22 protein-coding genes are annotated in these 22,971 nt (G+C 56.1%); 12 read left to right on the forward strand and 10 right to left on the reverse strand.

Features of this window, described 5'->3' with window-relative positions; genetic code table 11:
• Window positions 1-17: 17 nt before the first annotated feature.
• Genes mnmE through DHN12_RS12580 form a run of 5 tightly spaced genes read left to right on the forward strand, consistent with a single transcriptional unit; the run spans window position 18 to window position 5,509 of the window.
• Complete coding sequence (mnmE, locus tag DHN12_RS12560; RefSeq protein ID WP_108860519.1) at window positions 18-1,304, forward strand: tRNA uridine-5-carboxymethylaminomethyl(34) synthesis GTPase MnmE; 1,287 nt, start codon at window positions 18-20, stop codon at window positions 1,302-1,304.
• 12 nt (window positions 1,305-1,316) lie between these two features.
• Complete coding sequence (gene mnmG / locus DHN12_RS12565) at window positions 1,317-3,185, forward strand: tRNA uridine-5-carboxymethylaminomethyl(34) synthesis enzyme MnmG (RefSeq protein WP_108860647.1); 1,869 nt, start codon at window positions 1,317-1,319, stop codon at window positions 3,183-3,185.
• Window positions 3,182-3,796: a 16S rRNA (guanine(527)-N(7))-methyltransferase RsmG gene (gene rsmG, locus DHN12_RS12570; protein ID WP_108860520.1), complete on the forward strand. Its 615-nt coding sequence runs from the start codon at window positions 3,182-3,184 to the stop codon at window positions 3,794-3,796. Before mnmG ends, rsmG begins: the two co-directional genes overlap by 4 nt.
• Complete coding sequence (locus DHN12_RS12575) at window positions 3,789-4,592, forward strand: ParA family protein (protein ID WP_108860521.1); 804 nt, start codon at window positions 3,789-3,791, stop codon at window positions 4,590-4,592. Before rsmG ends, DHN12_RS12575 begins: the two co-directional genes overlap by 8 nt.
• A 20-nt stretch (window positions 4,593-4,612) precedes the next feature.
• On the forward strand, window positions 4,613-5,509 hold the full coding sequence (locus tag DHN12_RS12580) for a ParB/RepB/Spo0J family partition protein (protein WP_058275136.1): 897 nt from the start codon (window positions 4,613-4,615) through the stop codon (window positions 5,507-5,509).
• Here DHN12_RS12580 and DHN12_RS12585 read toward each other — a convergent pair.
• Genes DHN12_RS12585 through rph form a run of 4 tightly spaced genes read right to left on the reverse strand, consistent with a single transcriptional unit; the run spans window position 5,499 to window position 8,324 of the window.
• Window positions 5,499-5,852 (reverse strand): YbaN family protein, encoded by a 354-nt coding sequence (locus DHN12_RS12585; RefSeq protein ID WP_108860522.1) that lies wholly within the window; start codon window positions 5,850-5,852, stop codon window positions 5,499-5,501. The two genes, DHN12_RS12580 and DHN12_RS12585, sit on opposite strands and share 11 nt — an antisense overlap.
• Window positions 5,853-5,855: 3 nt before the next feature.
• A complete protein-coding gene (gene hemW / locus DHN12_RS12590; RefSeq protein ID WP_108860648.1) occupies window positions 5,856-7,007 on the reverse strand; it encodes a radical SAM family heme chaperone HemW in 1,152 nt (383 codons plus the stop codon).
• Entirely contained in the window at window positions 7,000-7,614 is a 615-nt protein-coding gene (gene rdgB / locus DHN12_RS12595) for an RdgB/HAM1 family non-canonical purine NTP pyrophosphatase (RefSeq protein WP_108860523.1), read from the reverse strand. The genes hemW and rdgB overlap by 8 nt, the downstream gene beginning before the upstream one ends.
• On the reverse strand, window positions 7,611-8,324 hold the full coding sequence (rph, locus tag DHN12_RS12600; RefSeq protein ID WP_058279370.1) for a ribonuclease PH: 714 nt from the start codon (window positions 8,322-8,324) through the stop codon (window positions 7,611-7,613). The genes rdgB and rph overlap by 4 nt, the downstream gene beginning before the upstream one ends.
• A gap of 112 nt (window positions 8,325-8,436) precedes the next feature.
• On the opposite strand from rph, the gene hrcA reads away from it, so the two are divergent.
• Both hrcA and DHN12_RS12610 read left to right on the forward strand, forming a co-directional pair.
• Complete coding sequence (gene hrcA / locus DHN12_RS12605) at window positions 8,437-9,501, forward strand: heat-inducible transcriptional repressor HrcA (protein WP_108860524.1); 1,065 nt, start codon at window positions 8,437-8,439, stop codon at window positions 9,499-9,501.
• A 10-nt stretch (window positions 9,502-9,511) separates the two neighbouring features.
• Window positions 9,512-10,075 (forward strand): nucleotide exchange factor GrpE, encoded by a 564-nt coding sequence (locus DHN12_RS12610; protein ID WP_108860525.1) that lies wholly within the window; start codon window positions 9,512-9,514, stop codon window positions 10,073-10,075.
• 58 nt (window positions 10,076-10,133) lie between these two features.
• Here the strand turns inward: DHN12_RS12610 and mutS are convergent, their stop codons facing one another.
• Window positions 10,134-12,749: a DNA mismatch repair protein MutS gene (mutS, locus tag DHN12_RS12615; protein WP_108860526.1), complete on the reverse strand. Its 2,616-nt coding sequence runs from the start codon at window positions 12,747-12,749 to the stop codon at window positions 10,134-10,136.
• Between the two features lie 161 nt (window positions 12,750-12,910).
• On the opposite strand from mutS, the gene DHN12_RS12620 reads away from it, so the two are divergent.
• On the forward strand, window positions 12,911-15,166 hold the full coding sequence (locus tag DHN12_RS12620) for an NADP-dependent malic enzyme (protein WP_108860527.1): 2,256 nt from the start codon (window positions 12,911-12,913) through the stop codon (window positions 15,164-15,166).
• A gap of 3 nt (window positions 15,167-15,169) precedes the next feature.
• Window positions 15,170-16,042 carry a ribokinase gene (locus DHN12_RS12625; RefSeq protein ID WP_108860528.1) on the forward strand — a complete coding sequence of 291 codons (873 nt, stop codon included), beginning with the start codon at window positions 15,170-15,172 and terminating at the stop codon, window positions 16,040-16,042.
• On the opposite strand, the gene msrA is transcribed toward DHN12_RS12625, so the two are convergent.
• The 3 genes from msrA to DHN12_RS12640 all read right to left on the reverse strand — a co-directional run bounded on the left by msrA (window position 16,039) and on the right by DHN12_RS12640 (window position 18,463).
• The gene (msrA, locus tag DHN12_RS12630) at window positions 16,039-16,710 is read right to left on the reverse strand and encodes a peptide-methionine (S)-S-oxide reductase MsrA (RefSeq protein ID WP_108860529.1); all 672 of its coding nucleotides are present in this window, start codon (window positions 16,708-16,710) and stop codon (window positions 16,039-16,041) included. The genes DHN12_RS12625 and msrA overlap by 4 nt on opposite strands.
• Window positions 16,711-16,808: 98 nt before the next feature.
• Window positions 16,809-17,090, reverse strand: a complete 282-nt coding sequence (locus DHN12_RS12635; RefSeq protein WP_108860530.1) for an SCP2 sterol-binding domain-containing protein — start codon at window positions 17,088-17,090, stop codon at window positions 16,809-16,811.
• 146 nt (window positions 17,091-17,236) lie between these two features.
• Window positions 17,237-18,463, reverse strand: coding sequence for an argininosuccinate synthase (locus DHN12_RS12640; RefSeq protein ID WP_108860531.1), 1,227 nt, complete (start codon window positions 18,461-18,463; stop codon window positions 17,237-17,239).
• 177 nt (window positions 18,464-18,640) lie between these two features.
• On the opposite strand from DHN12_RS12640, the gene DHN12_RS12645 reads away from it, so the two are divergent.
• Both DHN12_RS12645 and ilvA read left to right on the forward strand, forming a co-directional pair.
• Complete coding sequence (locus tag DHN12_RS12645) at window positions 18,641-19,372, forward strand: hypothetical protein (protein ID WP_234416633.1); 732 nt, start codon at window positions 18,641-18,643, stop codon at window positions 19,370-19,372.
• A 61-nt stretch (window positions 19,373-19,433) separates the two neighbouring features.
• A complete protein-coding gene (gene ilvA / locus DHN12_RS12650) occupies window positions 19,434-20,660 on the forward strand; it encodes a threonine ammonia-lyase IlvA (protein WP_108860533.1) in 1,227 nt (408 codons plus the stop codon).
• A 109-nt stretch (window positions 20,661-20,769) separates the two neighbouring features.
• Here the strand turns inward: ilvA and DHN12_RS12655 are convergent, their stop codons facing one another.
• Entirely contained in the window at window positions 20,770-21,093 is a 324-nt protein-coding gene (locus tag DHN12_RS12655) for an Hpt domain-containing protein (protein ID WP_108860534.1), read from the reverse strand.
• Window positions 21,094-21,244: 151 nt separating this feature from the next.
• On the opposite strand from DHN12_RS12655, the gene DHN12_RS12660 reads away from it, so the two are divergent.
• Complete coding sequence (locus DHN12_RS12660; protein ID WP_108860535.1) at window positions 21,245-22,516, forward strand: PP2C family protein-serine/threonine phosphatase; 1,272 nt, start codon at window positions 21,245-21,247, stop codon at window positions 22,514-22,516.
• Here the strand turns inward: DHN12_RS12660 and DHN12_RS12665 are convergent.
• A complete protein-coding gene (locus tag DHN12_RS12665) occupies window positions 22,513-22,956 on the reverse strand; it encodes an NUDIX hydrolase (protein ID WP_058275119.1) in 444 nt (147 codons plus the stop codon). The genes DHN12_RS12660 and DHN12_RS12665 overlap by 4 nt on opposite strands.
• Between the last annotated feature and the right edge of the window lie 15 nt (window positions 22,957-22,971).

Genomic DNA, 22,971 nt, shown 5'->3' on the forward strand with positions numbered 1-22,971 from the left:
CGACGCGAGGCCTTCGAATGGATACGATATTCGCCTTGGCCAGCGCACAGGGCAAAGCCGGGGTGGCGGTCATGCGCCTCTCGGGACTACACGCGCATTCCGCAGCTGCCAACTTAACCGGTAGCCCGCTGCCGTCTCGTGGCATGCGGGTCCGTTCGCTGTACGCCGCCGATGGCGCGCGGTTGGATGACGGGTTGGTTCTGACCTTTCAAGCCCCGGCCAGTTTTACCGGCGAAGACGTGGCCGAACTGCAGATCCATGGCAGCACCGCTTCGGTGAACGCCGTGATGCGGTGCCTGTCCGATATGGACGGGCTGCGGCTGGCGGAGCCTGGTGAGTTCACCAGACGCGCGCTGGAAAACGGAAAGATGGACCTGACACAGGTCGAAGGTCTTGCTGATCTGATTGATGCAGAAACCGAGGCGCAGCGCAAACAGGCACAGACTATTCTGGCTGGTGATTTAGGTGTTCTGGCGGAAAGGTGGCGACGCGATCTGATCCGTGCTGCATCCTTGCTGGAAGCTGTCATTGATTTCGCGGATGAGGACGTCCCAACAGACGTCACGTCCGAGGTAAATTCTCTTGTGACCGGCGTTATGGCTGATCTGCAACGTGAAGCAGATGGCGTAAAGATCGCAGAGCGCATTCGAACAGGGTTTGAAGTCGCGATTGTTGGTCTTCCGAATGCCGGAAAATCAACCTTGCTAAATGCTCTGGCAGGGCGAGAGGCGGCGATTACTTCGGAATATGCCGGAACTACTCGCGATGTAATCGAGGTTCGAATGGATCTTGCAGGACTTCCGGTCACATTGCTGGACACCGCAGGATTGCGGGAAACTGAGGATCACGTCGAAAGCCTGGGAATTGAGCTGGCAAGAAAGCGGGCGGATTCAGCTGATCTGCGTGTGTTCCTGACGGATGACCCGAAGGACCTGGGTGTTCAGATGGTGAATGGCGATATACAGGTTTTGCCAAAATCTGACCTTCGAGATCTGTCCGAAGGTGGAATATCCGGAAAAACCGGGCAGGGTATAGATCAACTTATTTCCCAGATTTCGGATGTACTTGGTACCCGAACCACAAGCAGTGGTATCGCGACACGGGAAAGGCACCGGGTTGCTTTGATCAAATCGCGGGAATCCCTGAGTTCTGCTATGGCGGTTCTGGAATCGGGTCCAGACCTGTATGATATTGCAGCAGAAGAATTACGCACGGCAATCCGTGCCCTAGAAACCTTGGTTGGCAGGATCGGTGTTGAAGACCTTTTGGATGAAATCTTCTCGAGTTTCTGCCTGGGTAAGTAAGGAGTGTTTCACGTGAAACATTCAGATTTCGACGTGATTGTAATTGGCGCAGGCCATGCGGGTACAGAAGCAGCTCATGCGGCAGCGCGTATGGGTGTCAAGACGGCACTGGTCACATTGTCCGCATCAGATATAGGCGTCATGTCCTGTAACCCGGCAATTGGTGGGCTGGGTAAAGGCCATTTGGTCCGTGAAATTGATGCCCTGGACGGTGTCATGGGACGTGTTGCCGATCAGGCCGGCATTCAATTCCGCTTGCTTAATCGACGTAAAGGACCAGCTGTTCAAGGCCCTAGAACGCAGGCAGATCGTGCGCTGTACCGCGCGGCCATGCAGAAAGAGACGGAAAAACAGCCAAATCTGTTCGTCGTTACCGGGGAAGTTGTCGATTTTCTAATGGACGGGAACCAAGTTTCCGCTGTGAAACTGGCTGACGGTTCTGAAATCAAGAGTAAAACGGTTATCCTGACGTCCGGAACCTTCTTGCGCGGTGTCATTCATATTGGGGATGTATCTCAACCCGGCGGTCGTATGGGTGATCGCCCGTCAGTCAAATTGGCAGAACGGCTCGACAGTTTCGAACTACCCCTGGGGCGTTTGAAAACAGGAACACCGCCGCGGTTGGATGGTCGGACGATTGATTGGAGTGATCTGGAACAGCAAGACGGGGATGATGACCCAACCTTGTTTTCATTCTTGTCAACAGAGGTGATTGCCCCACAGATTTCCTGCGGAATCACGCATACAAACGCGCGGACGCACGAAATTATTGAAAAAAACTTGTCTCGATCGGCGATGTATGGCGGACATATTGATGGGGTGGGCCCCAGGTATTGTCCATCCATCGAGGATAAGATCGTACGTTTTGCTGATAAGGAATCACATCAGATTTTCCTGGAGCCCGAAGGTGTCGATGATCACACAATCTATCCGAACGGGATTTCGACCTCTTTACCTCAGGACGTGCAGCTTGAGTATGTGCGTTCAATCAAAGGTCTTGAGGCGGCAGAGATCCTGCAGCCCGGTTATGCGATTGAGTATGACTATGTGGATCCGCGTGTTTTGACATCGACTCTCGCACTACCAGATGTCGAAGGACTATATCTAGCAGGGCAAATAAACGGAACCACAGGATATGAGGAGGCAGCTGCGCAAGGCTTGGTTGCGGGGTTGAATGCTGCGCTAAAGGTGCTTGACCGGGAACCGCTGCATTTTACACGTGCTGACAGTTATATCGGCGTGATGATCGACGACCTGACAACACGCGGTGTTGTGGAACCTTATCGCATGTTCACGTCACGCGCAGAATTCCGTTTGTCACTACGTGCGGATAATGCAGACCAGCGCCTTACGCCAATTGGGCTGGAAATCGGCTGTGTTGGCGGTGAGCGGCGCAGCATGTTTTCAAGCAAGATGGAGAGGTTGTCCGCCGCAAAGTCCCAGCTGACAGAAAAAACCTTTACTCCAAAAGAAGTTCGAGCAGCTGGTATCAATGTCAATCAAGATGGAAACCGCAGGGACGGGATGGCTATTCTGGCATTCCCGGATGTTCACTTTGGTGATCTTGTTCCTCTGATGCCCGAGATTGAGAGTGTTGAGGAGGAGATCCGTCTGCAAGTAGAGCGGGACGCTTTGTACGCAAACTACATTGCCCGGCAACAAAAAGATGTTGAGGCAATGAAACGCGATGAATCATATGAGATTCCACGGGGTTTCGACTATTTTTCGATGGAAGGGCTATCTTCTGAAATGAAGCAAAAGCTTTCAAATGCAAAGCCGGAGAACATTGCACAGGCGGGGCGTGTCGAAGGAGTTACCCCTGCGGCACTGACGTTGTTATTGGCTAAGCTTCGGCGCGATCAGAAGGTCCGCAAGGTATGAATGGGACCACTATTGATGATTTGGATGTTTCACGTGAAACATTCGAGCGTCTCACAACCTATGTAGAGCTTGTGAAGCGGTGGAACCCGAAGATTAATCTTGTTTCACGGAAAAGCTTGGATGACATCTGGGTTCGACACATAAAGGATTCCGTACAAGTTTATAAAAGCGCAGGCCCATTCGAAAACTGGGTGGATTTGGGTAGCGGAGGCGGATTCCCCGGGATGGTTTGTGCCATAATGGCCATTGAAGACGCACCAGATGCCCAGTTCACCTTTATTGAAAGTGACCAACGAAAGTCCGCCTTTCTGCGCAACGTTGCACGCGAGTGCGGCGCGAAATGCACTGTTGTTTCCAAGCGAATCGAAGTGGTTGAACCGTTGAGCGCTGATATCCTTTCTGCGCGGGCTCTTGCTGATCTTCCTACGCTATTGTCCTTTTGCGACAGACATTTGAGCAAAAAGGGGCTGGCGCTGTTGCCGAAAGGCGAAAGGTGGAAAAAAGAGCTGGAAGAGGCGCAGGAAGAATGGAATTTCGACGTTGACCCGATTACAAGTTTAACTGAGCCTCAGGCCGTTATCCTTAAAATCACAGGAGTATCACGTGGTTGATTTGTCTCGTCCCTCAGGGCCCCGGATTATTGCGGTAGCCAATCAGAAGGGCGGGGTTGGGAAAACCACAACAGCGATCAACCTTGCGGCCGGCCTGGCTGAGGCTGGATGCAAAGTGCTGGTTGTCGATCTTGATCCTCAGGGGAACGCGTCCACCGGATTGGGGGTCGAAGATCGAGATTGGACGACGTATGACCTGATATTGGATGATGCCCCTTTGGAGGCGGTTGTTCAGGAAACCGAAATCGAGGGGTTGTTTGTTGTTCCGGCGACGGTTGATCTAAGCTCGGCAGATATTGAGCTGATATCCAATGAAAAACGCAGCTATCTGTTGCATGACGCACTGCGTCAAACCGCAATCGACCAGTTTGACCTGGATTTTGTGCTAATCGACTGCCCGCCTTCACTAAACCTTCTGACCGTCAACGCTATGGTTGCTGCACATTCTGTCCTGGTGCCGTTGCAGAGTGAGTTCTTTGCGTTGGAAGGATTATCGCAATTGATGCTGACTATCCGAGAGGTGCGCCAGACTGCGAATCCGGACCTCAGAATCGAAGGTGTTGTGTTGACCATGTATGACAACCGCAACAACTTGTCCCGCCAGGTCGAAAAAGACGCGCGTGACAATCTGGGTGAGATGGTATTTAAAACCAAGATACCCAGAAATGTGCGGGTCAGCGAGGCTCCGTCTTACGCGTTGCCCGTTTTGCAATACGACTCGGGATCACTGGGGGCGATGGCTTACCGGCACCTGGCCCGGGAAGTCATGCACAAGAACAAGAAAGTCGCCGCCTAAGCGACAGTGAGGAGGGCACCGTGGCCGCCAAAAAAACAAAACCCAGAGGTTTGGGCCGGGGGCTTTCCGCTTTGATGGCGGATGTGACGCAGGATACCGGGGGGCTTATGCCCACAGACCCGCGCCGTCCGGATATGAAAGTCCCAATTGAAAAACTGCGAGCGAACCCGAACCAGCCACGTAGAACCTTTCAGCAAGAGCGATTGGATGAACTTGCGGCCTCGGTCAAGGAAAAGGGCATCATTCAGCCGCTGATCGTGCGTGAGGTTCGCGGCGGCGACTATGAAATCGTGGCGGGCGAACGCCGCTGGCGTGCGGCTCAGATGGCGCAGCTGCATGATATCCCGGTTATCGTGCGGGATTTTGACGACACCGAAGTTCTGGAAGTCGCCATTATCGAGAATATTCAACGCGCAGACCTGAACGCTGTTGAAGAGGCCGCGGGTTACAAGCAGTTGATGGACCGTTTTGGCCATACACAGGAAAAACTGGCCGAAGCGCTGGGTAAAAGCCGCAGTCATATTGCGAACCTTTTACGTTTGCTGTCGTTGCCTATGGATGTTCAGAAGCTTGTTGTTGAAGGAAAACTGTCTGCCGGTCATGCCCGGGCGCTGATCACAGCTGAAGACCCCTCTGAGCTGGCGAAGATCGTCGTCAAGGACGGGCTGAGCGTGCGTGCGACTGAAGCGCTGGTGAAAAAACAACAGCAGGGGGATGCTCCTCAGGCGGCGCCGCGGTCCAGAAATCTGAATGCTGGCAAGGATGCGGATACGCGCGCGTTGGAGAAGGATCTTTCGGCCATTCTGGCGATGAAAGTAGCCATCAACCACAAAGCGGGATCGGAAACGGGGCAGGTCGTGCTGACCTACGAAAACCTTGATCAATTGGACGATCTTTGCGCCAAGCTCAGCCGTTAGGGCGGGTCCAGATAAAAATCATAACCCCGCTAAGGACAACTGCCTGAATGATCATGACGTGGCTTGGAAGCGCAAGAACGACAGACAATCCAAAAACGGCGGCAACCGACAGGGTGGCCGCCTTTTTTGCGGCCGGACGAATGGCGCCCGAGCGTTGCCAATCCAAGATCATCGGCCCGAAGGTTCCATGACTGACCAGCCAAGTGTGAAGTCGGGAGGAAGATCGGGCAAAAAAGAACGCGGCCAGCAAAAGAAACGGGACTGTCGGCAGCAGCGGCAATACAATGCCGACAACAGCCAACCCGACGCAGATCAATCCCATTGCGGCCCAGAGGTACTGCATCGTTTATCCCAATAACTCTCGAATGACCGCATTCAGGACTGCGCGACCATCTTTGGTGGCGATCAATCGGCCGTTTGACCGGTGTATCATACCCAGTTCTTCCAGAGCTCTCAGTTTGTTTTCTGGCAGTGTGAGATCGGAAAGCGCATTGAACCGATCAACATCTAGTCCTTCGGTAATTCTTATGCACATCATAAGGTATTCACTTGCCTGATCTTGCGTAGATAGCAATGATCTTTCTTTCTCGCCGTTTCCTTTTTCAACAGCACTGAGCCAGGCGTTGGGTGACAGATAGGTCTCTGTCGCTATCTTCTGGCCGTCCAGCGTAATACGCCCGTGCGCGCCGGGGCCGATACCGACGTAATCTCCGTAACGCCAATAGATCAAGTTGTGCCGGGATTCTGCCCCCGGACGGGCATGGTTGGAAACCTCATAGGCGGGCAGGCCGTGGGCTTCGCAGATCTCTTGTGTGGCCAGATACATGTCGGCGGCGTGGTCATCCTCGGGTAGTCCGCGCAGCTTGCCGACTGCATAGCGGTCCCCAAAGGCGGTGCCTTCCTCGATCGTCAGTTGATAGAGCGAGAGGTGATCGATGGCCATCGACAGCGCCTCGGTCAGTTCTGCTTGCCAGGCCTTCGGGGTTTGATGCTGACGCGCGTAAATCATGTCAAAGCTGACACGGTCAAAGCAGTTGCGGGCGATGTCGAAGGCGGCGCGGGCCTCTGAGACCGTGTGGATACGACCCAACCGGCGCAGATCTTCGTCATTTAGGGCCTGAACGCCCATGGAAACTCGGTTCACGCCTGCATCGCGATAGGCGGCAAACCGGCCTGCCTCGACCGATCCGGGGTTGGCCTCAAGCGTGACTTCCATGTCATTTGCGGGGCGCCAAAGCTTGCGCGCCTCGTCGATAATGGCTGCCACCGTTTCTGGTGCCATAAGGGACGGCGTGCCGCCACCAAAGAAGATCGTGCTTAAAACCCGATCTGGGGTTTCAGATGCCGAGCGGTGCAGTTCAGCTAAATATGCTTTAAGCCATTGTTTTTGATCAATATTTTTCGAAACATGGCTGTTGAAATCGCAATAGGGGCACTTAGCCTCGCAAAAAGGCCAGTGCACATAGAGGCCGAAACCTCCATGCCGCCAGTCATCCACCGAAACAGCCTTGAACAAAGGCATTTACGGCGCGTCCGCGATGGCTGATTTTGTGTTTTTCCGCCGGAACCATTTCCGCACAGGTCACATCGTGCCCGTCCGGCTGGAACATCGGGTCATAACCGAAGCCGTTTTCCCCACGGATGGGCCAGACAAGCTGACCGGGCATGACGCCCTCAAACACTTCGTCATGACCATCAGGCCAGGCCAGAACCAGCGTGCAGCGAAATTGTGCAATGCGGGGATGAGGCGCCTGTGCGGCCTCGAGCTCATCATGTGCGCGGGTCATCGCCATCAGGAAATCGCGGCCATTGCCGGTTTCTGCCCAATCGGCGGTGTAGACACCGGGCGCACCGTCCAGCGCGTCTATGGTGATGCCGGAATCGTCCGACAGGGCAGGCAGGCCAGTAGCTTGTGCCGCCGCATGGGCCTTGATCCGGGCGTTACCGACGAATGTATCTTCGGTCTCTTCCGGTTCCGGCAGGTTCATCTCTGCCGCGCCAACAACCGTCACGCCGAAGGCCTCAAGGAGATGGGTCATCTCCTCAAGCTTGCCTTTGTTGTGCGTAGCCACCAGCAGCCTGTCGCCGTCGAACTTGCGGGTCATGCGGTGGCTGCCTTTTGGGCCGCAACCAGCTCACCCACGCCTTTTTCTGCCAGATCCATCAGCTGGTTCATTTGATCACGGCTGAAAACAGAGCCTTCGGCGCTCATCTGCACTTCGATCAGTTTGCCTGATCCGGTCATGATGAAGTTGCCATCCACACCGGCCTCGCTGTCTTCAGGATAGTCCAAATCCAGAACCGGCTGGCCCGCGTAGATGCCGCAGGATACGGCCGCGACGGGATCGACCAGCGGGTCGGAAATGACGTCCCCGGTTTTCATCAGCTTGTTCACGGCCAGACGCAGCGCGACCCAGCCACCGGTGATCGAGGCGCAGCGGGTGCCGCCATCAGCCTGGATAACATCGCAGTCCACGGTGATCTGACGCTCACCCAATGCAACCCGATCCACGCCTGCGCGCAGCGAGCGACCGATCAGGCGTTGAATTTCTACGGTACGGCCACCTTGCTTGCCGCTGGCCGCCTCGCGCCGCATGCGGGTGTTTGTTGCGCGGGGCAACATACCGTATTCGGCAGTGACCCAACCTAAGCCCGAGCCCTTGATGAACGGTGGCACGCGATCCTCAATCGTGGCGGTGCACAGGACATGGGTATCGCCTATTTTGATCAGGCAGGAACCTTCGGCATGTTTGGTAAACCCCGTTTCGATTGAAACGGCGCGCATTTCGCTTAAATCTCGTCCTGAGGGTCGCATGGAAAATCCTTTGTTTGCTGGGTTGGGGATAACGTCACCGTGCCTTAGGATGCAACCCCGATTGACCTTTCAGATGTCTGCGATTTAATGCCAATCCAGCAGAGGATTGCCGATGAGCAAAGCAAGTAGAGTTCTGGACGAAATGAATGACCGGTCACGCGAGGTGTTCCGGTTGATCGTTGAGAGCTATCTGGACAGTGGTGAACCCGTCGGAAGCCGCTCGCTGACCCGCACATTGTCGGAAAAGGTCAGCGCCGCCACTGTACGCAATGTGATGCAGGATCTCGAATTTTTGGGTCTGCTCGACAGCCCGCATGTCAGTGCAGGTCGGGTGCCCACGCAGATCGGGCTGCGGATGTTTGTCGATGGGCTGCTTGAGGTGGGTGATCTTGGTGTCGACGATCGGCAGAAGCTGGATGAAACACTAGGCTCTAACGCGGGTGATGTGGGCGGGATGCTGGACCGAGTTGGTTCGGCCTTGTCACACGTGACACATGGCGCATCGCTGGTTCTAACCCCCAAGCAAGAGTCCGAGATCAAGCATATCGAGTTCGTCTCGCTGGCCCATGACCGCGCTTTGGTGGTTCTGGTCTTTGCGGATGGGCACGTGGAAAACCGTTTGTTTACACCTCCGCCGGGCCAGACGCCCAGTTCGATGCGCGAGGCGGCGAATTTTCTGAATTCCCTGATCGAAGGAAGAACGCTCAGCGAAGTGCTGCGTCAGATGCAGACCCAGATTACCGCGCGCAGGCAGGAAATTGATGTTTTAGCGCGCGAGATGGTCGAAAGCGGTATGGCGGCCTGGGATGGGGATGGGACAGACTCGGCCCGTTTGATCGTGCGTGGGCGGGCGAATCTGCTGGGGGAGCCCGGTGAAGCCGAGGAATTGGACCGAATCCGAACGTTGTTTGACGACCTGGAGCGTAAGCAAGACATTGCTGAATTCCTCGAATTGACCGAAGAAGGTGAGGGTGTGCGCATTTTTATCGGCTCTGAGAACAAACTTTTCTCACTTTCGGGTTCCTCTTTGGTGGTGTCTCCATATATGAACGCTGATCGAAAGATAATTGGTGCGGTTGGGGTCATCGGACCCACTCGTCTGAATTATGGGCGGATCGTGCCGATCGTGGATTATACGGCGCAACTGGTCGGCAAACTGATTTCCGACCGGAGCTAGAGGGTAAGAGATGGCAGAGCCCAAGAACGAAGAATTTCTGGACGATATCGCAGCCGCCGAGGCGGAAGAGCTGGCTGAGGAATTTGCCGAGATCAGTGAAGAAGCGCTGGAAATTGATGCGCTACGCGCTGAGCGGGACGATTTCAAAGACAAGTTCATGCGCGCGCTGGCGGATGCGGAAAACGCGCGCAAGCGTGGTGACCGGGCGCGCCGCGATGCGGAACAATATGGCGGATCGAAACTGGCCCGCGACATGCTGCCGGTTTACGACAACATGAAACGTGCGCTTGAAGCCGCGACTGATGAGCAAAAAGAAGTGGCAGGACCCCTTCTGGAAGGCGTGGAACTGACAATGCGCGCGCTGAAGGACGTGTTCCAGAAGCATGGAATGGAAGTGATCACGCCTGAAGTTGGCGACCGGTTTGATCCCAATGTGCACGAAGCGATGTTCGAGGCCCCTGTGCCGGGTACCCGTGCTGGTGACATTATTCAGGTGTCTGCAGAAGGCTTCATGCTGCATGATCGCCTGCTGCGGCCGGCGCAGGTTGGGGTGTCATCAACACCGGCAAGTTGATTGGTCTCGTTGAAGCCAAGCCTTCGGCGAGAGTATTTTATAAAAGATGAAGGGGCGGTCAGGTTTTGGCCGCCTCTTTCAGTTTGTAGATCAGGTCTAGCGCTTCTCGCGGGGTAAGCTCATCCGGCAGAATATCGTCCAGCATGCCGGTTACCGGAGAAGCTTTGGGCGTTGGTGGTGGCGGTGGCGGGGCGGCTGAAAACAAAGGCAGATCGTCGATCAGGGTCTTTTGCTTCCCCCCTTCACGTTCGGTTTTTTCAAGTTGGTCCAGCACGATACGAGCACGTTCAACGACTGAAGCTGGCAGTCCTGCCAATTGGGCGACCTGGACACCATAGGACCTGTCAGCCGCGCCTTTGTGGACTTCGTGCAGGAAGATCACCTCGCCTTCCCATTCTTTGACAGCAACGGTGGCGTTTTCCACGCCTTCCAGTTTGCCGGCAAGTGCGGTGAGTTCATGGTAATGGGTTGCGAACAGGGCGCGGCATTTGTTGGAGGCGTGCAGATGTTCCAGCGTGGCCCAGGCGATGGACAGGCCATCATAGGTGGCCGTGCCGCGACCTATTTCATCAAGAATAACGAGAGCGCGGTCATCAGCCTGATTGAGGATGGCGGCGGTTTCGACCATTTCGACCATAAAGGTCGAGCGTCCGCGGGCCAAATCATCCGACGCTCCGACGCGGCTGAACAGTTGGCTGACTAGCCCGACATGCGCCTGTTCCGCAGGCACGTAACTGCCCATCTGGGCAAGCAGGGCAATCAGGGCATTCTGGCGTAGGAAGGTCGATTTACCGGCCATGTTGGGACCTGTCAGCAGCCAGATCGCCGCGCCTTTGTCAGCACTGAGATCGCAATCATTGGCGATGAAGGCGTCGCCGTTTTGCTGGCGCAATGCCTGTTCGACCACCGGGTGTCTTCCGCCCTGAACATCGAACGCGCGTGAGGCATCAACTTGCGGGCGACACCAGTTTTCACCACGCGCCAGATCGGCCAGAGCAGTGGTCAGATCCAGTTCAGCCAAACCGCGCGCTGCTTGGTTGAGACGTGCGGCTTTATCCAGAATTTCGCCAGAAAGTCTTGCATAGAGCCGCTTTTCTATCTCAAGCGCCAAGTTTCCGGCGTTCAGAATGCGGGTCTCGATCTCGGACAGCTCCACTGTCGTGAACCGGACTTGGTTGGCGGTTGTTTGGCGGTGGATATAGGTCTCAGAAAATGGAGGATTCAGCATTTTCTCGGCATGGGTAGCCGTTGTTTCGATGAAATAGCCCAGCACATTGTTATGCTTGATCTTGAGCGACGTGATGCCGGTGTGTTCTGCATATTTCTGCTGAAACCCGGCAATGACGGAACGACCTTCGTCGCGCAGGGTGCGGGCTTCGTCCAGTTCGGCATCATAACCCGGGGCGATGAACCCGCCGTCCCGGGCCAGCAATGGGGGTTCGGCCACAAGCGCTTCGTCAAGCAGGTACAGCAGGTCGTCAAATCCGACCAGATTTTGCAGGGCGGTGGCCAGAAGAACCGGCAGGTCTTGACCCGCGCAGAGTTCGGCGATTGCAGCGGCTTGTGTCAGACCGTTGCGAATGGCGGTCAGATCCCGTGGGCCACCCCGATCCAGTGACAGGCGGGACAGCGACCGGTCCAGATCCGGGGTTTTGCGCAAAGCCTCGCGCAGGTCTGATGTGATCATGCTGTCTTCGGCCGCAAAAGTTACGGCATCCAGCCGCCCATGGATGACGTCCAGATTGCGGGATGGGCTGGAAAGCCGTTGATCCAAAAGCCTTGCGCCACCCGGTGTGACAGTGCGATCCATCACAGATAGCAGCGAACCAGCGCGGCCACCGGACAGAGATCGGGTCAGTTCCAGATTGCGCCGTGTGGCGGCGTCGATCTGAACGACTCGGTCCTCGGATTCTTTCAATGGGGTTTGCAGAAGCGGCAGTTTACCCTTTTGCGTGATTTCCAGATAGTCGATCAGCGCACCCATGGCCGAGATTTCGGCGCGGCCAAAACTGCCGAACGCGTCCAGTGCGCCCACGTGAAACAGCCCGCAGATGCGCTTTTCCGCCGCAGTGCTGTCGAAGCTGGCACGCCCGATTGGGGTCAGCGAGATACCCAGATCCATAACGGGTTCGTTCAGTTTGTCCTGCACACCATCGGCCACGATCAACTCGGATGGTGCCAGCCGGGCCAGTTCGGGACTGAGGCGCACTGAGGTCAAAGGCATCACGTGAAATGCGCCAGTTGAGATATCGGCCCAAGCCAGCGCGGCCTCGTCGCGAACCTCGGCATAGGCGGCCAGGAAGTTGTGGCGGCGTGCCTCAAGCAGGGCATCTTCGGTCAACGTCCCAGGTGTCACCAGACGCACAACATCGCGCTTTACAACTGATTTAGAGCCTCTTTTCTTGGCTTCAGCCGGGCTTTCCATCTGTTCGCAGACGGCTACGCGAAACCCTTTTCGGATCAGCGTCAGCAGATACCCCTCGGCCGCATGGACCGGTACGCCGCACATTGGAATATCGGTGTCGTTATGCTTTCCGCGTTTGGTCAAGGCGATGTCCAGCGCTTCGGCGGCGTTGACGGCGTCCTGAAAGAACATCTCGTAAAAGTCGCCCATGCGGTAAAACAGCAAGGCATCGGCATGCGCCTCTTTGATTTCGAGATATTGCGCCATCATCGGCGTGACTGTGGACAAGGCTGACCCCTTTTGGCGTATTCCGGTCGCGACCTTACAAATCCACCCATCTCGACGAAAGGTGAAAAGTATTCTCGTTGAGGCGCGCGCCTGCCTGCGCTATGAGGCAAAAGTCCCGCAGATGTAAAGAAACGACCCATCACATGCCCAAAGCGAAGATCACCAAAGAAGAGGCGCTGGCCTTTCACCTCGACCCGACACCCGGCAAGTGGGAGGTTCAGGCCACTGTTCCCATGACGACGCAGCGCGATCTGTCGCTGGCTTATAGCCCCGGTGTCGCTGTTCCATGTGAAGCTATCGCCGAAAACCCAGAGACTGCTTACGACTATACCAACAAGGGCAATCTGGTTGCGGTGATCTCGAACGGCACGGCGGTTCTGGGCCTTGGAAATCTGGGTGCGCTGGGTTCGAAACCGGTGATGGAGGGCAAATCAGTCCTTTTCAAACGGTTCGCTGATGTGAACTCGATTGATATCGAGCTGGATACCGAAGACCCGGACGAATTCTGCCGCGCTGTGCGTCTGATGGGACCGACCTTTGGCGGCATCAACCTGGAAGACATCAAGGCGCCCGAGTGTTTCATCATCGAGCAGCGCCTGAAAGAAGAGATGGACATCCCCGTCTTCCACGACGACCAACACGGCACGGCGGTGATCTGTGCGGCGGGTCTGCTGAACGCGCTGCGTATCTCGGGCAAAAAGATCGAAGACGTGAAAATCGTGCTGAACGGCGCGGGTGCGGCGGGTATCGCCTGTATCGAGCTGCTCAAGTCGATGGGCGCAAAACACGAGAACTGCATCGTCTGCGACACCAAGGGCGTGATCTACCAAGGCCGGACCGAGGGCATGAACCAGTGGAAATCGGCCCACGCGATTACCACCGAGTTGCGCATATTGGAAGAGGCCATGAAGGGCGCGGACGTATTCCTTGGTGTGTCGGTCAAAGGGGCAGTGACGCAGGATATGGTTGCCAGCATGGCGGACAATCCGGTGATTTTCGCCATGGCAAACCCGGACCCGGAGATTACGCCAGAAGAGGCGCATGAGGTTCGTGTTGATGCCATCGTCGCCACCGGGCGCAGCGATTATCCGAACCAGGTGAACAACGTTCTGGGCTTCCCTTACCTGTTCCGCGGTGCGCTGGACATTCACGCCCGCGCTATCAATGACGAGATGAAGATCGCTTGCGCCCATGCACTGGCCAATCTGGCGCGCGAGGATGTGCCGGATGAGGTTGCCATGGCCTATGGCAAATCTCTAACCTTTGGCCGGGATTATATTATTCCGACGCCGTTTGACCCACGCCTGATCCACCGTATTCCGCCTGCCGTTGCCAGGGCGGGGATGGACACCGGAGCAGCCCGCCGCCCGATCATTGACATGGACGCCTATGAGCTGAGCCTGAAATCCCGCATGGACCCGACCGCCAGCATCCTGCGCGGCCTGAACGCCCGTGCACGTCAGGCGCAAAGCCGGATGATCTTTGCCGAAGGCGACGATCCACGCGTCTTGCGCGCGGCGGTGATGTATCAGCGATCGGGTTTTGGCAAGGCGCTTGTTGTTGGTCGCCCTGACGATGTGAAGGAAAAGCTGGAAGCCGCCGGTCTGGAGGACGCGGTGCGCGAGTTGGAGGTGATTAACGCCTCCACAACCACGCATCTCGAAGCCTATAAGGATTTCCTTTACAAGCGTCTGCAGCGCAGTGGCTTTGATCGCAAGGATATCCATCGTCTGGCCGCGCGGGATCGCCATGTGTTCTCTTGCTTGATGCTGGCGCATGGCCACGCCGATGGCATGGTCACCGGTGCAACGCGGAAATCGGCACATGTGCTGGAACGCATCAATCATGTGTTTGACGCTGATGCCGAACATGGGGCCGTTGGTGTGACGGCGCTGTTGCACAAGGGTAAGATCGTTTTGATTGGTGACACGCTGGTCCATGAATGGCCGGATGAGCATGATCTGGCCAATATCGCAGAACGCTCGGCCTCGGTCGCGCGGCATTTGGGGCTGGACCCACGCGTTGCCTTTGTCAGCTTTTCCACCTTCGGCTATCCGGTATCTGAGCGGGCTGAGAAAATGCACGTAGCGCCCGAGATTCTGGATAAGCGCGGCGTCGATTTTGAATATGATGGCGAGATGACCGTGGATGTGGCGCTGAACGTGGAACAGCAAGAGGCTTATCCCTTCTCGCGTCTGACGGGCCCAGCCAATATCTTGATTGTACCCGCACGGCATTCGGCCTCGATCTCGACCAAGCTGATGCAAGAGATGGGTGGCGCGAACGTCATTGGCCCGATCCTGACCGGTGTCGATAAGCCGATTCAGATCTGTTCGACTGGCTCGACAGCAAATGACATTTTGAACATGGCCATTCTGGCCTCTTGCGATATTGGATAAACCGTGACGATCTGGAACCTAGGCTCGATCAATGCGGACATGGTCTATGCCCTGCCGCATCTACCCACTGCCGGTGAAACCCTGGCCGCTTCGAACTTGGAGCGGTTTCTGGGTGGCAAAGGGGCCAACATGTCCGTTGCAGCGGCGCGTGCCGGATCGCGTGTGGCGCATATCGGTGGCATTGGGCCGGACGGGCGCTGGGCCCTGGATCGCATGACCGAATATGGCGTCGACACCCGGTTCATTGCCGAGGTCGACGTGCCTACAGGTCACGCGATCATTGCGGTGGACAAGCAGGGTGAGAACCAGATCATTCTGTATCCCGGCGCGAACCACGCCATCGAACAGGATCAGCTGGGACAGGCCTTATCGCAGGCTGTTCCCGGTGATCTGCTGGTTATGCAGAATGAGACCAACGCCCAGGTCGAGGCCGCCCGCATGGGCCGTGATCTTGGACTGACCGTCTGCTATGCCGCCGCGCCGTTTCAGGCTGATGCCGTGCAGGCGGTGCTGCCCTATCTGGATTTCTTGATCCTGAATGAGGTCGAGGCAGAACAGCTGCGCGAAAGTACGGGCCAATCCATCTCTGGCTTGCCTGTTAAGCATGTACTGGTCACGTTGGGGTCTAAAGGCGCGCGCTACCTACCCAAGGATGGTGAGGCACTTGAGATTTCGGCACACAAAGTGAAAGCCGTGGACACGACCGGCGCGGGGGATACCTTCACCGGTTACGTTCTGGCCGGAATGGACCGCGGGTTGCCGATGCCGCAGGCGATTGCACAGGCAAATCGTGCCGCGGCCCTGATGGTCACGCGGCACGGCACGGCGGATGTTATTCCCGACCTCAAAGAGGTGCTGGAGGCCCGGTTCGGTTAGGACCCGGCGAATGGTGCGTTGCTACCCCAGAGCTGCTTGACCCGCGCATCCCGACCGCAGGCTTTGCGGTAGGCTTTGTATGCGTTTTTCTGGCGTTTCGGACCAAAGCGGGTGAGCACCAGCTTGTCGCCCTTGTAGTAATCCTGATGGTAAGCTTCGGCCGGGTAAAAGGTGCCCGCGTTTAAGATGGGCGTGACTACGGTTTGACCCAGCGCTTGCTGCGCATTGGCTTTGGCTTTCTGCGCTAACGTCTTTTCGCCTGTGTTAGAGACAAATACAGCAGTGCGATAGCTGTTGCCGCGATCACAGAACTGGCCGCCTGCATCGGTTGGATCAACGGAACGGAAGAACATGCTCAGCAGCGTTTCACGGGAAACCCGCGAAGAGTCGAAGGTGATCTGAACAGCCTCGTAATGTCCGGTGCCACCTTTCGTCACTTGGTCATAAGTCGGATTGGCTGTCTTACCGCCGGTAAAGCCGGATACGGCGCCAATCACGCCGGGAACCGATTCAAAATCGGATTCAACGCACCAGAAACACCCTCCGGCGACGGTCAGAGTTTCGGTGCCGGCAGCTGGTGCGGGCAGGGCGCGAAGCATCGCGGCCAGAGTGATCAGGACAAACAGAAGCGACGGTTTAACGAAATCGAGGTATGCGGTCCGGGTCATGGCAGATCTCCTTCTGAGATCAGGCTGCCCCGACTTTTCTGCTGTTGCAATCCGCTGACATGGTTTGTCACGCGCTGGTGAGACGAGTTTATCGGAGCTTAGCCCAACAATTGCCCCAGTTTCATAGCCACACCCATATTGCCCGAGATCTTGAGCTTACCCAGCGCCACACCAGTCATTGGGTTCAGCTTGCCGGTCAGCAGCTTGGTCAAGTTTTCCTGTGAAATTCTGATCGTACAGTCTGCATCCTGATCTTGCGTCGTCGCCTGATTGTCGATCAGCACGATCACCCCGTCATCACCGCAATCGAACTTGAGAGAGCCGTCAAATGTCTTGCCGTTCAGACCTTTCTGGATCCCGTCGACGATGTCCTGAAGCATGGTATGTCCTTTCCCCGTTGACCTTTGCGTAAAGAAAAACGGGCGAAACAGGCAAGGGTGACGCTACTGGAACTGACTGGTCAGCGAAGACAAAAAAACCCGGCGCCTTCTTGGACACCGGGTTCGTCTTCCAACAATGACGTGAATTACTTGGACAGACGCTTTTCGCGCGCGGCCAGCAATTTCAGGCGCAGAGCGTTCAACTGGATAAACCCGGCTGCGTCTTTCTGATCATATGCCCCGGCATCGTCTTCGAAAGTCACGTGCTCTTCTGAATACAGCGAGTGATCCGACCAGCGGCCAACGGTCGAGGCCAGACCTTTGTACAGTTTGACGCGGACGGTACCGGTGACGTGTTCCTGCGACTTGTCGATGGCGGCCTGCAACATTTCGCGTTCGGGTGAGTACCAGAAGCCGTTATAGATTGCTTCCGCATATTGCGGCATCAGCTGATCTTTAAGGTGCATCGCGCCACGGTCCATGGTGATCGACTCGATGCCACGGTGCGCTTCCAGCAGAACGGTGCCACCCGGCGTTTCATAGATGCCGCGCGATTTCATTCCCACAAAGCGACCCTCGACCAGATCGAGACGGCCTATGCCGTGTTTGCCGCCGTATTCGTTCAGTTTGGTCAGGATGGTCGCGGGGCTCATCGCTTTGCCATTGATGCTGACCGCGTCGCCTTTTTCGAAACCGATCTCGATGAATTCGGGCTTGTTCGGCGCATCTTCGGGGTGAACGGTGCGCTGATAGACATAGTCGGGCGCCATATCGGCGGGGTCTTCCAGAACCTTACCCTCGGACGAGGTGTGCAGCAGGTTGGCATCGACAGAGAAGGGTGCCTCGCCGCGTTTGTCCTTGGCAATCGGGATCTGGTTTGCTTCGGCAAATTCCAACAGCTTGGTCCGGCTGGTCAGGTCCCATTCGCGCCAGGGCGCGATCACCTTGATGTCGGGGTTCAGCGCGTAAGCCGCCAGTTCGAACCGCACCTGATCATTGCCCTTGCCGGTCGCGCCGTGGGCCACCGCGTCGGCACCGGTGGCTTCGGCAATCTCAACCAGACGTTTCGAGATCAGCGGGCGCGCGATCGAGGTGCCCAGCAGATACAGGCCCTCATACTGCGCATTGGCGCGGAACATGGGGAAGACGAAATCGCGGACGAATTCCTCGCGGACATCCTCAATAAAGATATTCTCGGGCTTGATTCCCAGCATCTCGGCCTTTTGGCGCGCTGGCTCAAGTTCCTCACCCTGACCCAGATCGGCAGTGAAGGTTACGACCTCACAACCATACTCGGTCTGCAGCCATTTCAGGATGATCGAAGTATCAAGGCCACCGGAATAGGCCAGAACAACTTTCTTGGGCGCGGACATCTGACTTCCCCTTATTCATAAGACGATTGGCCCCTAACGGGTTTTGTGAGCGGGGGCAAGTTATCTGCGTTGACGCAGGGTCTGAATTGGGGTGAAACGGTCGGATAGAGAACAAGGATTGGTTGCGAGGGCGGTTCAAAGATGTTGGGTTGGCAGATTTTTGTCCATTCCGTGCGGATGGTATTTGGAAATATCAAACAGGTGCTGCAGATCACTGTAGGTCCCGCCTTGATCGCAACAGCGCTGATCGTAGCGCTATTCATGGTGTCAGGCATTCCGTTGGAAGCTTTTGACGAAGGCGCAGGAGAATTGCCACCGGGAGCGTCGGTAGGTGGTATTTTTCTATTCGTTATTGGCCTGATCGCCGTGCTTCTTGTCACAATCTTCTGGATCGCGGTTTCTTGGCACCGCTATATCCTACTCGAAGAATATCCCACTGGTATCTTCCCAACCTTTCGGTTTGATAGAATTCTCGCCTATCTGGGACGCGCCTTGATGTTGGGAATACTGATGGTAATCGCGTGGATGCCGATGGGGCTGGTCTTTGCATTGCTTGGGGAAAGCCTCGCAGGTTTGTCGATCATCCTGTTTTTGGTTTACGTGGTCTTTCTGTTGGTGTGCTTCTACCGGCTGTCGATTATCCTGCCTGCAGCCGCAATTGGGGTCCCCATCACACTCGGCGAAGCATGGACCAAAACGCAGGGTATCGCAGGCTCGATATTGGTGCTGCTCGTTGTTTCGTTCCTGTTCCAATTTCTTGTGCAGCTTGTTTTTACGGCTCTGGCGATCATTCCGGTGCTGGGAATCTTGTTGACGGTGTTCTTTGGAACTCTGGTTCTCCCGATGATCAACGTCAGCATCCTGACAACCATGTACGGAATCTTCATCGAAAAGCGGAAACTCACCTGACCGCGCCCGTACACATATGTATTCCTTGCCCTTTTAGTCGGGATAAGCCAGTGAAGCGATCATGACCGATTTCGTGACCCGCGCCCGCGCTGCCGAACAGGCAATGCGCTCTGTGTTTCCTGCAACGCCGCTGCAACGGAATGCCCATCTGTCCGACCGCTATGGCGCCGATATCTGGCTTAAGCGTGAGGATCTCAGCCCAGTGCGGTCTTACAAGATCCGCGGCGCGTTCAATGCCATGCGCAAGCAGCAAGGGCAGGACCTGTTCGTCTGCGCCAGTGCGGGCAATCATGCGCAGGGCGTTGCCTATATGTGCAAACATCTGAACGTACGCGGTGTCATTTTCATGCCTGTGACCACGCCGCAGCAGAAAATCCAGAAGACCCGGATTTTCGGCGGCGACAATATCGAGATCCACCTGACCGGAGACTATTTCGACGACACGCTGGCCGCCGCGCAAGACTGGTGCGCCCAGCAAGGTGGGTACTTTCTGTCGCCCTTTGATGATGAGGACGTGATCGAAGGTCAGGCGTCCTTAGCGGTTGAGATTGAGGAACAGCTTGGACAGGTTCCCGATCATGTCATCTTGCCAGTGGGTGGTGGTGGCATGTCGTCTGGCGTGGCCACATGGTTCGAGGGTCGGACGCATTGTCTGTTCGTGGAGCCGGCGGGTGGCGCTTGTCTGCGCGCGGCTTTGGCGGCGGGCCATCCGGTGGCTCTGGATCACGTAGATACATTTGTCGACGGTGCGGCAGTAGGTCGGATCGGTGAAAAGCCGTTTGAGCTGTTGAAATCTCACCATTTGTCCGACGTTTTGGTTCTGTCCGAAGATCGCATCTGTACCACCATGATCGAAATGCTGAACGTCGAGGGCATCGTGCTGGAACCAGCGGGGGCCCTGGCGGTTGAGGCTGTGGGCGACGTGCAAAGCTTTATCCGGGGTAAGACCGTGGTGTGCGTCACCTCGGGCGGCAATTTCGATTTCGAACGCTTGCCCGAGGTTAAGGAACGGGCGCAGAGGTATTCGGGCGTCAAAAAATACTTCATCCTCCGCCTGCCACAACGTCCAGGCGCATTGAAGGAATTTCTGGGCATTCTAGGTCCTGAGGACGATATTGCCCGCTTTGAGTACATGAAAAAATCGGCCCGCAATTTCGGATCCGTCCTGATCGGTATCGAAACGCGAAAGCCTGAGAATTTTGTGCGCCTGTTTGCGCATCTTGATGATGCGGGCTTTACCTATACCGACATTACCGAAGACGAAACGCTGGCGCAGTTCGTGATCTGAAGCCACGATCAATTTGTGTGTCTCTCCGGCCTGTTCAATCTTCATTTCGATTTCTGGAATTGCCGGGAAATGTAGCGTCGCGAACAAGAAGAAGCCACGCTGACATTCGCTAAAGACTGCCGAGCCCCGCCTTAAATTCGGCGGTTGAGCGTTCAAAAATGCTGAGGATATTGGCAAAGTCGACCGCCTTGCTGTCCCCTTGTGCCGATTGTCGTTCCCCGTCCTGACACAGCTTGGCCACAGCCTCGAATCCAAGGCTCAGCGCGCTACCTTTTACGAAATGCAGGTTTTGTTCAAACTCTGTGCGGGCGGTGTCGTTCCGAAGCCGGGTAAGGGCTTCGTTCACCTCGTCAAGGAAGATCTGCACCACTTCATCAAACTCATTGGCGCCAACCACGTCCCTTAGTTGCCGGACCCTGGACCAGTTGATCATACCATCCTCGCTTTATCTGCCCGGGGATTTGGTATCGCGGAACCGGTAAAGAGCAGGTTAAGCGGAATGAATTTCGGCTTTCACCCATTGTTAAACTGCGGCTCGATAGGGTCTTCCCATTCCGATAAGCGCCGTTGGGTAGAGGGTTAAGGTGACGAGGGTCAGTCAGGCAGACAGTGGATCAGATCTGGATTTTGGTGTGATCCAAAAGGTGCTTGTTGTCGATGACAGCCGCCTGCAGCGCCGTATTCTGGTCGCCTCGCTCAAAAAATGGGGCTTCGACGTGCTTGAGGCCGATAGCGGCGACGTTGCGATTGAAATGTGCGCGGCGGACCCGCCGGATCTTGTACTCAGCGATTGGGTTATGCCGGGGATGAGCGGGCTGGATTTCTGCAAGGCGTTCCGCGCCTTGGACAACAAGCAATACAGCTATTTCATCCTTCTGACCTCCAAAAGCGAAAAGCAAGAAGTGGCGCGCGGTCTGGATGCCGGCGCGGATGATTTTCTGATCAAACCGCTTGAGGCAGATGAGCTGCGAGCGCGTATATCAGCTGGTGCGCGTATTCTGGATATGCAGCGCGAATTGTCCAAGAAAAATCAGATGATCGAAACCGCGCTTGAGGAGCTGCGCGTCGCCCATGACGCGATCGACAAGGACCTGATCCAGGCACGCAAGATACAGGAATCGCTAGTACCCGAATTGACGCGCGATTTCGGCAAGTCCCGGGTCAGCATGTTGCTGAAACCCTGCGGCCATATCGGCGGCGATCTGGTGGGGATGTTCTCTCCGGGTGTGAACAGGCTTGGGTTTTACAGTATCGATGTGTCCGGGCATGGCATCACGTCTGCGATGATGACCGCGCGTTTGGGGGGCTATCTGTCCAGCAATCATTTTGATCAGAACGTGGCGATGGCGCGGCGGTTCGACAAATTTTATGCTCTGCTACCGCCGGAAGAAGTAGCCGAAACCCTGAACTCGCGACTGATGGCGGATACGGGGATCGAAGAGTACTTCACGATGGTCTATGCCATCGTAGACTTGCGCAACGGGCATGTGAAAATGGTGCAGGCCGGGCACCCGCACCCGCTGCTGCTAAGTCAGGACGGCAGAACGGAATTTCTGGGCGAAGGCGGGTTACCTATCGGATTGCTACCGGACGTCACGTTTCAGCGGACCGAATTCTACATGCAACCCGGCGACAGGCTATTGCTGTATTCCGATGGGTTCACAGAATGCAGTCTCGCCGACGGTGGCCTGCTGGACGAGGATGGCTTGCGGCAGATGGCGCTGGATTGCGGGCCGGATCGAAACGGGACGGAGTTCCTGGACGATATGTTCTGGCGGCTGACGCAAGCGATGGCACCTGGCCGAGGTATGGATGATGATGTTTCGGCTGTTTTCTTTGAATACAACGGACACTAAAGCCGCTGTTCATGCAGCCCGGCAAAGTGGCGATCTCCGTCATTGCCCAGCAATTGGACCGCATCGGCGGTGTCCATCCATATGGCTTCATGGAACGGCTCAGACGGTGGACCCATGCGCTGGATGGGACGCGCGCGATAGATATGGCACAGCTTTTCGGCCCACAAATCGTATTCGGGCATATAAGTGAAGCGACGAAAAGCACCGATGCGGCGGGGCGACGCGATCAACCAGCCGGTTTCCTCGAACACTTCTCGGTGCAGGGCAGTGATGGGTGATTCGCCCGGATCAATTCCGCCGCCGGGCAATTGCAGATCGGGCCCGGGTTCTGTCTGACAGGTCAGCAAAAGGCTGCGGCCACGGGGCAACAACGCATAAACCCCCACCCGGCGTGTATATGTTCGCCCGGCCTGAGGGGTTTCACCAAACCGTCTGATCATGTATGGCCCCTTAAA

Origin of the sequence: Ruegeria sp. Alg231-54 (assembly GCF_900143525.1) — a bacterium.
Classification (GTDB): domain Bacteria; phylum Pseudomonadota; class Alphaproteobacteria; order Rhodobacterales; family Rhodobacteraceae; genus Ruegeria.